The 12,445-nt window shown below is 34.0% G+C and carries 12 protein-coding genes; 3 read left to right on the top strand and 9 right to left on the bottom strand.

Annotated elements, in window-relative coordinates:
- Window positions 1-9: 9 nt before the first annotated feature.
- The 3 genes from H599_RS0107885 (at window position 10) to H599_RS0107875 (ending at window position 3,320) form a co-directional block, all read left to right on the top strand.
- A complete protein-coding gene (locus H599_RS0107885; RefSeq protein WP_026713637.1) occupies window positions 10-1,116 on the top strand; it encodes a carboxylate-amine ligase in 1,107 nt (368 codons plus the stop codon).
- 48 nt (window positions 1,117-1,164) lie between these two features.
- Window positions 1,165-1,995, top strand: a complete 831-nt coding sequence (locus H599_RS0107880) for a type 1 glutamine amidotransferase (RefSeq protein ID WP_026713636.1) — start codon at window positions 1,165-1,167, stop codon at window positions 1,993-1,995.
- 134 nt (window positions 1,996-2,129) lie between these two features.
- Window positions 2,130-3,320, top strand: a complete 1,191-nt coding sequence (locus H599_RS0107875) for a hypothetical protein (protein WP_026713635.1) — start codon at window positions 2,130-2,132, stop codon at window positions 3,318-3,320.
- Window positions 3,321-3,380: 60 nt separating this feature from the next.
- Here H599_RS0107875 and H599_RS0107870 read toward each other — a convergent pair whose 3' ends face one another.
- The 9 genes from H599_RS0107870 to hisA all read right to left on the bottom strand — a co-directional run bounded on the left by H599_RS0107870 (window position 3,381) and on the right by hisA (window position 12,403).
- A complete protein-coding gene (locus H599_RS0107870) occupies window positions 3,381-3,878 on the bottom strand; it encodes a DinB family protein (RefSeq protein ID WP_026713634.1) in 498 nt (165 codons plus the stop codon).
- Between the two features lie 17 nt (window positions 3,879-3,895).
- On the bottom strand, window positions 3,896-4,591 hold the full coding sequence (locus tag H599_RS0107865) for a DUF4240 domain-containing protein (protein WP_211253742.1): 696 nt from the start codon (window positions 4,589-4,591) through the stop codon (window positions 3,896-3,898).
- A 39-nt stretch (window positions 4,592-4,630) separates the two neighbouring features.
- Window positions 4,631-6,295: a M1 family metallopeptidase gene (locus H599_RS0107860; protein ID WP_026713632.1), complete on the bottom strand. Its 1,665-nt coding sequence runs from the start codon at window positions 6,293-6,295 to the stop codon at window positions 4,631-4,633.
- A gap of 14 nt (window positions 6,296-6,309) precedes the next feature.
- A complete protein-coding gene (locus H599_RS0107855) occupies window positions 6,310-7,524 on the bottom strand; it encodes an ATP-grasp domain-containing protein (protein ID WP_026713631.1) in 1,215 nt (404 codons plus the stop codon).
- Window positions 7,525-7,528: 4 nt separating this feature from the next.
- The gene (locus H599_RS0107850) at window positions 7,529-8,959 is read right to left on the bottom strand and encodes a leucyl aminopeptidase family protein (protein WP_026713630.1); all 1,431 of its coding nucleotides are present in this window, start codon (window positions 8,957-8,959) and stop codon (window positions 7,529-7,531) included.
- A complete protein-coding gene (locus H599_RS0107845; protein WP_026713629.1) occupies window positions 8,960-10,093 on the bottom strand; it encodes an alpha/beta hydrolase in 1,134 nt (377 codons plus the stop codon). It lies immediately after the preceding gene.
- A 140-nt stretch (window positions 10,094-10,233) separates the two neighbouring features.
- Window positions 10,234-10,833: a bifunctional phosphoribosyl-AMP cyclohydrolase/phosphoribosyl-ATP diphosphatase HisIE gene (gene hisIE / locus H599_RS0107840; RefSeq protein WP_026713628.1), complete on the bottom strand. Its 600-nt coding sequence runs from the start codon at window positions 10,831-10,833 to the stop codon at window positions 10,234-10,236.
- 27 nt (window positions 10,834-10,860) lie between these two features.
- On the bottom strand, window positions 10,861-11,616 hold the full coding sequence (gene hisF / locus H599_RS0107835; RefSeq protein WP_026713627.1) for an imidazole glycerol phosphate synthase subunit HisF: 756 nt from the start codon (window positions 11,614-11,616) through the stop codon (window positions 10,861-10,863).
- Between the two features lie 55 nt (window positions 11,617-11,671).
- On the bottom strand, window positions 11,672-12,403 hold the full coding sequence (gene hisA, locus H599_RS0107830; RefSeq protein ID WP_026713626.1) for a 1-(5-phosphoribosyl)-5-[(5-phosphoribosylamino)methylideneamino]imidazole-4-carboxamide isomerase: 732 nt from the start codon (window positions 12,401-12,403) through the stop codon (window positions 11,672-11,674).
- Window positions 12,404-12,445: the final 42 nt, after the last annotated feature.

Genomic DNA, 12,445 nt, shown 5'->3' with positions numbered 1-12,445 from the left:
AGAAAGAGAATGAGAAAATTACCTGTTTTTACACTGGGTATTGAAGAGGAATACCAAATTATTGATCCGGAAACCAGAGATTTGCGCTCGCACTTATCCAAAATTGTTGACGGAGCTAAAATATTATTAAACGAACAAGTAAAGGCCGAAATGCACCAGTCGGTGGTGGAAGTTGGTACCAATATTTGTAAAAATGTAAAAGAAGCCGAGTGCGAGATAAAATTTTTAAGGACTAAAATAGTCGAACTCGCCGACAAACAAGGACTCATTGTTGGCGGAGCCGGAACACACCCTTTTTCAAAATGGCAGGATCAGGAAATCACTGACGATCCTCGCTATCACAATATTATTAATGAATTGCAGGATGCTGCCCGTTCCAATTTAATTTTTGGGATGCATTGTCACGTAGGAATTGAAAGTCGGGAAATTGGTCTGAAATTAATCAATCAGGCTTGTTATTTCCTGCCGCATATTTTTGCGTTATCAACTAATTCTCCTTTTTGGGAAGGAAGACAAACCGGATATAAATCTTTCAGAACTAAAGTTTTTGATAAATTTCCACGCACGGGATTGCCTGAATACTTTGATTCTGTTGCTTCTTATGATAACTTTTTGGAAACTCTGGTAAAAACCAATTGTATTGATAATCCAAAGAAAATCTGGTGGGATTTACGCCTGCACCCTTTTTATAACACGATTGAATTTCGAATTTGCGATATGGCACTAACGGTTGAAGAAACTATGTGTATCGTATCTGTAATTCAGGCTATTGTTGCTAAATTATATCGTTTAAATACTCAGAATTTAAAATTCAACACCTATCGTTTAGCTTTGATTAAAGAAAATAAATTCAGAGCCGCCCGATACGGAATTGAAGGCAATTTGATTGATTTTGGTTTGCAAAAAGAAGTAGAAACAAAATTGCTGGTTTTAGAATTATTGGGTTTTATTGATGATGTGGTAGATGAATTGGGTAGCAGAGAACATGTTAATTATGTACATGAAATTTTGAAAAACGGTACCGGTGCCGATAAGCAATTAGCTGTTTTTAAAGAAACAAATGATTTGAAGAAAGTAGTTGATTTTATTACTTCTGAATTCACTAAAGACTTATAAATTAAATTATTAGCGTATCTTTGAGTCATAATTTAAGGATTGAATTCAATGAAAAAGAAAAGCATAACTGTCGCAATATTAGACATGTACAATGGCGAGCCTAATCAGGGAATGCGTTGTATTATTGACATCCTCAATCGATTTACTCCTTTTGTGTCTTTCAAAATTTTTGACGTGAGAGGAAAGTGCGAATTACCTGAAATTAAAAAATTTGATATTTATATTGCTACGGGTGGCCCCGGAAATCCCTTGGAAGGAGACGGAAGTTGGGATTTGAAATTCTTTGAATTTATTGACTCGATTGTCAAATGGAACAATGAAAATCCCATAAAAAAACATGTTTTATTCATTTGTCATTCCTTCCAAATGGCCTGCAAACACTTTGGTTTAGCCGAAATTACCAAAAGAAACGATACTTCATTTGGTGTAATGACCATTCATAAAACTAAAGACGGACTTAAAGATCCTTTATTTGAAGGACTGGCCGATCCTTTTTATGCCGTGGATTCCAGAGATTATCAGGTGGTACAGCCTAAATTGAGTGTTTTTGCTAAAAAAGGTGCAAAAATCATTTCTCTTGAAAAAATAAGAGATCATGTGCAATACGAAAGAGCCATAATGGCGGTACGCTTTACGGATCATTTGGTGGGAACACAATTTCATCCCGAAGCCGACCCGATTAGTTTTCTTTCACATCTTAGAAATAAAGAGGTTAAAGAAAAAATCAGAAAAATGAAAGGCAAACGAAAATTTAGAAATATGCTCGAAGACTTAGTTGATGATGATAAGATATATCGAACTAACGAAACATTGATTCCTAATTTTCTTCGTTCTGCCATTACTGACCTGATGAAATCCAAAAAAATCATGTCTAATTGATTATTTTATACTAATATAATATCGGAACACTGATTAAACAGATTAAAGAAATTAACACAGATGAAAATTAATAATTTCTTTTAATCTGCTAGATTAGTATCATCTGTGTTCCTTTTTTTAACAATCAAAACTGTATGATTTCTAAATATAGAAAATTATTCAACGAGCAATTTACCACAGAAAAATACGAAGCTTTAAAACAGGATATTGCAGATGATTTTAATTATGCCCCTACTTTTCGGATGGCAGAAACACCATTTTTCATTTCTAATGAATTGAAAAAACAATTATTAGAAGGCTGTGATAATGTTATAGCTTTAATTCAACAAGATGATTTTAAAATATTAACAAATAAATCATTAGAATTAAATAAAACTGTTCCTAATGAAGACAATCATACCACTTTTTTAGCAATTGATTTCGGAATTTGTGAAGAAAACGGAGCTGTTATTCCTAAATTGATTGAAGTACAAGGATTTCCTTCTTTGTTTAATTATCAGATTAATTTATTTGAAAAATTCAAAAAACAATATCCGTTTTTAGAAGAACTAACGCCTTTTTTGGGTAATATCAATGCGGATGATTTTTTGAAAAATTTAGAAACTGTTTTTTGCAACAATCATCCAAAAGAAAATGTTGTTTTATTAGAAATAGAACCGGAAAAACAAAACACCAAAATTGATTTTTATTATTGTAAAAGAGATCTCGGAATCCCTTTTGTTTGCGTTACCGATGTTATTAAAAAAGGGAAAAAATTATTTTATAAAAACGAAAACGGAGAAGAAATTCAAATTAAACGTATTTACAACCGGGTGATTTTTGACGAACTCGACTTACGTTCTGATTTAAAAATGAATTTCAGCTTTTCCGATGAATTAGAAATCGAATGGGCCGGACATCCTAATTGGTTTTTCCGAATCAGTAAGTTTATTTTACCAATGCTGAAAGACAAATATTTTATCGAAACTACTTTATTGAGTGAATTAAAGGAAATTCCGGAAGATTTGGAAAATTATGTTTTGAAACCATTGTTTTCCTTTTCGGGTTCCGGTGTCATTTTTCATTTGAAAAAAGAAGATATTGAAGCTGTTATAGATAAAGAACTTTACATCCTCCAGAAAAAAGTCAATTATTTACCTATTGTTCAGTCACCTGACGGAAAAGTAAAAGCCGAAGTGCGAATGCTGTATATCTGGAAAAAAGACGATACTGCTCCCACTCCGTTTTGCAATTTAGTTCGCTTGAGCCGCGGCGAAATGATTGGCGTAAAATACAATAAAGACAAAGACTGGGTGGGCGGAACAATTGGTTTATTTGAAAAATAAAATTGTTTCTGAGATTTAATCTTTACAATTTATTGACAATTACTTTTGCCAGTTTATATCCTAGAATTTTTGTTCATCGGCAGAAGGCCCGTAACTTCCCGGCAGCGGAATGTTGTTCAAACGGTAATAAACGCCTAATTGCGCACGATGATGCGTTATTTGGTTCAAAGAATGTCGGATTGCACCATATTTGTTCCATTCATTTAAGGTTTGTCCGTTCATTTTAATTGCCCAACTTGGTTCTAAATCTTCTTCAGATGCTTTTTCCAGAGCCGTTTTTCCGGCGGTATAATCATCATCTAATTTTTTAATCAATTCTTCTTTTGATCTCAGAATAGTTGGTTTGTATTCATTTTTTCCAAAATCTAGTTCAGAAGTAGTTAAAATCACTGCCGGCCAGGCAAAAACTTCCACAATATGCGTGGCAAGCGGCATCATTTTAAAACTTTTTTCATGTGGCCTAAAGTCATTTTTTCCTTCCGGAAAATTTTCAATAAACTTTTTTGTGGTTTTGTACTCCTGATCTAACTCACTTTTTAAGTTTTCTAATGTGTTCATTATTTATCTTTTTTAGGTTATTTTTTTATGAATTTTTTAAACAAAACCGGACAAACTTTTTCCATCGTTTGAGGTTCATCTACATTCCAGTTAAAATCTAAAATAGGATAATTTTCATCAGTGGTTTTAAAATTTTCATAGTCTATATAAGCTTCCGCCTCTTTGTCGGTCACTTCTTTAAAAGCATTATTTCCTACATACCAAAAGCCTTCAAAATCATAGGTTTTTGACTCGTTGTCCACTAAATTTACCAGATAATCCGGGTTTTCCAAAGTTTTATAATAAGCCTCTTTTCCGCGTGAAATTAACCAACATCTGAAATAATCAAAACCATCATCGGCGCCGCCATTACTGATGATATAATTGGCACACCATAAATTAGAAGTATAAGAATCAAACAATAATTTATCGGTTCTTAATCGAAAACCAATCATTTCTTTTGGTGAAAGTCTTTCTAATTCAGTAGTCAGGTAAATTTCCTGATCTTCCTGATTACTTGTTTCTTTCAATGATTTTTCAATAATTTCCCAATAAAGATTTTCATCCAGCATTTCATTTGTTGCTTTAAAATGAATGGAATCCAAATTAATTTTTGGCATTTGAATAGTATCAGAACTTACAAGAGTATCTTTTAGTACATCCTGATTGTTTTGACCGTAATCAATTGCTGAAAACATTAGAAAAAAGGAAAGAAAATAAACAGGTGATTTCATACTGAGATATATTTGAAACTTTTAAAATCCAGTATAAAATTAGTCTATTTTATTTTTTATATGAATTCCTTTAACATAAAAATCAGGATTGATAGTCACTTTTGAATTTTTGTCAATATTTGTTTCGTATTTCCAATTTGTGTGTGGATATAGCCATTTTTCTGTATCATTTACTATTATTTTTACAGGCATATTAAAATCAGCAACACAATTTGTCCAACAGTAAAATAATTGCTCTTTTTCAAAATAATATTCTAATATCGGAATTCGGGTATCTCTTAAATATTGGTTGAAAAACGAGATTAAATCTAAGTTTGTTTGCTCACTGATATAATTTTCAATTTGTTGTGTATTTACAATTTGATGATAAAAAATATTGTTTAAACCTCTTAAAAGCGCTCTCCATTTTTGATCGTCATTAACAATTTGACGCAAAGTATGCAGCATATTTGCCCCTTTGTAATACATATCGGTTGAACCTTCCTGATTTACATTATAAATTCCAATAATTGGTTTGTCATTCATAATATTTTTTCGAAGTCCGCGTATATAAGCTGAAGCCGCTTTTTTACCATAATAATATTCCAGAAAAAGACTTTCGGAATAATTGGTAAAACTTTCGTGAATCCACATATCGGCAATGTCGCCATTGGTAATGCTGTTACCAAACCATTCGTGTCCGGATTCATGAATAATGATAAAATCAAATTTTAATCCCCAGCCGGTTCCGCTTAAATCTTCGCCCAAATAACCATTTTTAAAACCATTCCCATAAGTAACGGAACTTTGATGCTCCATTCCCAAATAAGGCACTTCTACCAATTTATAGCCGTCTTCATAAAAAGGATAAGGGCCAAACCAATATTCGAAAGTTTTCAGCATTTTCGGAACTTCTTTGAATTGTTTTTTGGCTTCCGCCAAATTGTCTCTCAAAACATAATAAGTACAGTCTAAAATTCCTTTTTCGCCTTTAAATTTTTCAGCAAAAGAAACATAATCTCCAATATTGATATTCACATTGTAATTGTTTATGGGATTGGAAACATACCACTCATAGATTTTGGTTCCGTCTTTTTGTTTTTTAATACGAAGTAAACGTCCGTTAGAAATATCGGTTAAATCTCCCGGAACGGTAACATTTATATACATTTTCTCTACTTCATCATACAGATGATCTTTGTTAGGCCACCAAACACTGGCACCAATTCCCTGACAGGAAGAAGCGATGAAAGGCTTTCCGTTTTTGTCTTTGTTCCAGCTAATTCCTCCATCCCAGGGTGGATTTACAGCAACTTTTGGTTTACCGTGATAAAAAACCGTTATTTCTTTGCTAGTTCCTTTTTTTTGATTGGATTGCAAATGGATAAAATACGCATTTCCATCTCTGTTGAAATTTAATTCAACATTATCCTGAATTACTTTATCAATCACAAGTGGATTTTGTAAATCAATTTGCATCAAATTATATTCCTGTAATACTTGATATTTTATGCTATTAAAACCTGTAATTGTGCTGTCTAACGGATTTACTTTTACATCTAAATGATATTGTTTGACATCCCACCAGACTCTTTCTTTTGTAATGCTGCCACGCAAACTATCCTGTCTCGAAAACGAAACTTCTTTTTGACCTAAAAGTTGTTGGGCCTGTGTTCCTTTTGCAGAAAAAAAGAATACAAATAAGCAATAGCAAAAAAATCTCATACGTTTACAAATAATCAGTGCAACTTAGTCACCTTATTTTGTTCAACTACTACCGTATAATCAGCTATTAAACGATCGGCATACTCGTTCAGTAATTCGGCTACTCTGGCATATTTTTTCGATTTCACAATTAAACCGGCGTGGTATTCTAAAGGTACCCGAAAACAAACTTCCGGATCTGAAAAATCACTTAAATCCGGATGTTCGTATTTAGATAAAGTCAACACAATTCCGGCATATTCCTGTTTGATTTTAGGCAAATGATATTCTTGCTTTTTAACCAAGGCATCTTCTATTTTAGCCCATTCTTTCCAAAGATTAATATTTGAAGCTGCTTCGACCATCTCGGTAATATGAGCACCTCCAACCCGTGAAGAAGTTTCCAGAAAATAGATTTCTCCGGTTTCATGGCATTTTATAAATTCCGTATGCGCCACTCCGTTTTTTAAGCCAAAACCTTTTAAAACCTGCTCGTTAATCTTTTTTATTTCAATGTCATCTTCGGAATCATAAGGGATATTAGCCGTTCTAAAAACGCCTCCACCCTGAGTAATTTCCATAGGTGTAGCCAAGTATTTAGAAGTAATACTAAAGAGCAGTTGATGGTTTACAATCAGGCTGTCACAATGATAAACGGCTCCGGGTTTAAATTGTTCCACTAAATATTTAAAACGGTTATCTCCCATTTCAAGGATATGAGCCCAAAGCGTTTCCTTATCATAAATCTTAATAATTCCTGTAGCCGAAGCTTCCGAACGGGGTTTTAAAACCCATGGTGGAGAAATATTCTCTGTAAAAGCATTGATATCGGCATCGTGAAATAAGGAAGAAAATACAGGAATAGCAATTCCGCAATTTTCAGCCTGCATACGCATGGCTAATTTATCTCGGAAATAACGTCCTGTAGTTTGTCCCATACCGTCAATTCGGAGATTTTCTCTCAGATAAGTGGCTTTTTCGACATCAAAATCGTCCAAAGCGACAATCGCATCCACCGGATTAGATTTCATTAAATTTTCTATTCCCAGCAGCAAATGCTCCAAATTCCATTCTGTATCAGAACCGGGCATATAGAAAATTTCATCTATAAATTCATGTGGCCAGGGTTTACTCCTTAATTTGTCACTGGTAACCAAATAAACAATGTTTCCCAGTTTTTTTAATTGAATTAAAAAATCAACTCCTTTAAAATAATTTGAAATACAAACAAAGGTTTTAGCGTTTTCCATAAATTCATAATTTTTCTATGAATTTAGTCAATAAATGGACACCAAACGCAGTTGCATGTTTTGTTTTTGCAAATTCATCATCAACAAATGCAACACCGGCAATATCCAAATGTACCCAGGCCTGATGCTCTTTAGTGAAAAATTCCAGAAATTTAGCCGCACTTATAGCTCCGGCAACTGGTTTTCCGCTAAAATTTTTCACATCGGCAATTTCGCTTTCAATATCATTTTTATAACAATCCCATAAAGGCAATGGCCATAAACGTTCGCCAATGGATACCCCTGTTTGTTGAAGATATTTGGAAATAGTTTCATTATTACTGAACAAAGCTGCGCATTCATAGCCAAAAGTTGCCACACTGCTTCCGGTAAGAGTCGCTACATCAATCAGGTATTCCGGATTGTAATTTTTTATCAAATAAGAAATTCCGTCGGCTAAAACCAAACGCCCTTCCGCATCGGTATCAATTATTTCTATCGAATTTCCGCTATAACTGTAAATTACATCGCTGGGTAAAAAAGCCTGATTATCGACTGCATTTTCGGCACAGGGAACAATAGCGGTCACTTTTACCGGTAATTGCAAATCGGCAATTAAGTGCATTGCTCCAAAAACTGCTGCTCCTCCGGCCATATCACATTTCATGTGTACCATTCCGGCGGTTTTGATATTTAATCCTCCGGTGTCAAAGGTGATTCCTTTTCCAACCAATCCGACGTGTTTTAGATTTTTTCCCGCATTTTTAGGCACATAATTCATAATAACAAATTGAGGTTCTTTTTCGCTACCTTTTCCAACAGCTACAAAAGCCCCTAAATTTTGCTGAATCGCTTCTTCTAATCCAATAATTTTTACGTCAAACCCCAATTCATTTCCTTTGTCCTGAGCCCAATTAGCCAAATATTTAGGAGTAATTTTATTGGGAGGTAAATCAACTAAGGCAAAAGTTTCCAATTGCGCATTCGCAATTTTTACAGCTTTTGTAATCGATTCAGAAAAATTATTTGAAGAGAGAATCTTAAGTTCAAAATCGGGATTTAAAAACGGATGTGCTTCCTTAGTTTTATAATGTCCTAAATTGTAGGTTCCTAAAAACAAACCTGAAACAGTGGCTTCAACTTGTTCTGCGGTAAAAACTTCCGGTAAAAACAAAGACACATCGTGAGTAAATGTGTCTTTTTCTTTAAATGCAATTCGTCTGAAAATTGTTTGCAGCGATTTATAATCAATAGTTTTTCCTAAACCAATGAATAAGTACAAATTTCCATCCTGTTCCGTTAAATAACTACTGTCCTTTTTTCCATAAAAAACGGAAGAAGGCACACTGATTTCTCCAAATTTAATCGGAATCAGATTTTTTATACTGGTTTCGAAAACAGGAATTAAAACCGTTCCTGAGAAATTTTCTAAGCTATTAATTACGATGGTTTTCATCTAGTTGTCTTTAGTGTTAAAAAAAAGCCATTCGATTGCTTTGGGAAATTCGTCACTCCAGTACGCTTCGTTGTGTTTCCCTAATTTATTGATACTGAGATTAATTTTCATTTTATCATCAACAAATTCGCTTTCCAGCATTTTGTTTTTAAAAGCATCCACCTGATCAATCATGGTTTCACTTTCATCACCTCCGGCATACAAATAGATTTTTGTATCACCAAAATCTTCATGATTTCTAAATTTAATTTTTGGAGAAATCCAAAGCGAAGGTGAAAAAATCATCAGTTTTCCAAAAACTTCCGGATGTCGTAATCCTGAAAAAATACTCACCAAAGCGCCCATAGAACTTCCGCCAATTCCGGTAAATTCCCGTTCTTTTTTGGTTCTGAAATTGCTGTCCACATAAGGTTTTAGAGTTTCAACCAGGAATTTAATGTATTTTTTTCCCTGCCCTTTTCCTAAAAGCGTTTTCCCTACATTGTATTCTTTAATACGGTCTTCTTCAGCATGTTCGACAGCAATAACAATAATTTTCCCAATTTTATATTCGGACATCACAGCCAGTTTTTTATCAATTTCCCAATTACCGTATTCGGCATTTTCGTTGAATAAATTTTGAGCATCCTGCAAATACATCACCGGATAACTTTCGTTTGAAGTATCGTAATCATGTGGCAACAAAGCCCAAACTTTTCGGGTTGTATTCAATTGAGGAATTTGAAATTCATCGGAAATCAACTGAATTTGCGGTAAAAAATTTGGTTTAAACGGCAGCCAGTTTTTTCTCCAGCGAAAAACGTGTTCTTTTTGTATTCCGGTATGCTGACTGGTCGAACGATTTTCTGTTCGTTCTCCGTTTTCATCTATTTCTACGGCACTCCAATCACCTTTTGTAAATTTATACAATAGGGTTTCGGGATAATTAAAATCATGGGTGAATTTAAAATGATACAATCCTGTACCCATTTTTTCCATCATAAAATCTTTATCCTGAGTACGCCAGTCATTAAAATTTCCTGAAATATACACCGGGCGAAAATCATCTTCGTCGGTAGTTAGTATTATATGTAATCCTGTTTCTATTTTAGTATCGATTAAATCTTCAGAAAAATGTGTTTTGTCAAAAATCATAAGTCCTTGTCTCTAAATGATTAATTTCTGTGGTAAATATAACGGATTGCTTTTTTTTGAAAAAGTAAAAACGAGTCAATAGAGGAAATTTAATCTCTAATTGACTCGTTCTAACGATAAATTAACACAAAATATAGATACTATTTCTGACGACTCTTTAAAACATTAATCACATCGTCTAATTTGTAACCTTTTGCCTGCAACAAAATCAAATAATGAAACAATAAATCGGCACTTTCTCCTAAGAATAATTCTTCATCATTATCTTTAGCCTCAATCACTACTTCAACGGCTTCTTCACCTACTTTTTGGGCGATTTTGTTGATTCCTTTTGCAAAAAGAGAAGCTACATAACTTTTCTCAGAATCGGCATTTTCTTTTCGGGATTGAATAGTTTCTTCCAATTCAGAAATAAAACCATAATTATTCTTGTTTGGAGTTTGCCAACAAGTGTCAGCTCCGGTGTGACAAGTAGGCCCTGCAGGTTGTGCCTGAATCAATAAAGTATCTTCATCACAATCGTTTTTGATGTCCACCAAATTTAAAAAGTTGCCACTTTCTTCTCCTTTTGTCCAAAGACGTTGCTTAGAACGGCTAAAAAAAGTTACTTTTCCGGTTTCTAATGTTTTCTGATAAGCTTCTTTGTTCATGTAGCCCAGCATCAAAACATTTTTGGTTTCGCTATCCTGAATGATGGCAGGAATTAATCCGTGGGCCAGTCTTGAAAAATCTATTTCCATTTTATTTTAGATTTTAGAATTCAGATTTTAGATTCTGACTTCTATATTGTTATTTTTAAGTTCTTTTTTCAAAGCCTTGATTTCAATTTCTTTGAAGTGAAAAACACTCGCAGCTAAAGCAGCATCAGACTTTCCTTCTACAAAAGTATCCACAAAATGTTGGATATTTCCCGCTCCGCCCGAAGCAATAATCGGGATATTAACTAAAGTAGATAAATGTGCCAAAGCTTCATTAGCAAATCCGTTTTTAGTACCGTCATGATCCATCGAAGTAAACAAGATTTCTCCGGCGCCTCTTTGCTCCACTTCTTTCGCCCAATCAAATAATTTAATTTTGGTAGGTACTTTACCACCTACTAAATGCACAATCCATTCGCCGTCAATTTGCTTGGCATCGATAGCAACAACCACACATTGGCTTCCAAATTTTTGTGCCAAATCATTAATCAATTGCGGATTTTTTACCGCCGAAGAATTGATAGAAACTTTATCGGCTCCATTTTGCAACAAAACTTCCACATCTGAAACTGCAGAAATTCCTCCTCCAACTGTAAAAGGAATATTAATTGTTGCAGCTACTTTTCGAACCAAATCAACTAAAGTTCGTCTTCTTTCTTCCGTTGCCGAAATATCTAAAAATACCAGTTCATCCGCACCTTCATCCGAATAAATTTTGGCTAATTCCACGGGATCACCAGCATCGCGTAAATCTACAAAATTTACACCTTTTACCGTTCTTCCGTTTTTGATATCCAAACAAGGGATTATTCTTTTTGTTAACATTTTCTTTCAGTTATGAGTTATGGGTTATGAGTTAATCCGGCTATACGCTTAACACCTAACTTTTAACTTCTAAAATATAATTTTCCAATTGTTTCAACGTAATTCTTCCTTCATAAATCGCTTTCCCGATGATAGTTCCTTCACAACCAATTTCGGCTAATTTTGGTAATTCGTCAAAAGTAGAAATTCCTCCAGAAGCAATTAATTTTAAACCTTGAGCCTGTTCTAAAATTTTGGCATACAAATCAAAACTTGGTCCTTGCAACATGCCGTCTTTGGCAATATCGGTACAAATTACATATTGAATACCTTTGCTTTGATAATCCTGAATATACGGAATCAAATCCTCATTGGATTCTTCCAGCCAACCCGAAACGGCAATTTTTTCGTTATTAGCATCCGCTCCTAAAATAATTTTATCCGAACCATATTCAGCAATCCATTTTTCAAATACCGAACGATTTTTTACCGCGATACTTCCTCCTGTAATTTGGTTCGCACCACTTTCAAAAGCAATTTTCAAATCTGAATCGGCTTTTAATCCACCACCGAAATCAATTTTTAATTTGGTTTGGGTTGCAATTTGTTCCAAAATTTTATAGTTGATAATCTTGTTTGATTTGGCTCCGTCCAAATCTACCAAATGCAAATATTCGATTCCGTGCGCCTCAAATTCTTTGGCTACTTCAAGAGGATTTTCGTTGTAAACAATTTTCGTATTGTAATCACCTTTGGACAAACGAACACATTTTCCGTCAATAATGTCTATAGCTGGTATTATTCTCATTTATTTTGTCATTGCGAGGAACGAAGCAATCTCATTCCGCTG

This window comes from Flavobacterium daejeonense DSM 17708, from assembly GCF_000425425.1.
Lineage (GTDB): Bacteria > Bacteroidota > Bacteroidia > Flavobacteriales > Flavobacteriaceae > Flavobacterium > Flavobacterium daejeonense.
Note: the sequence above shows the minus strand (reverse complement) of the source record. Positions and strands in the feature narration are given on the sequence as shown.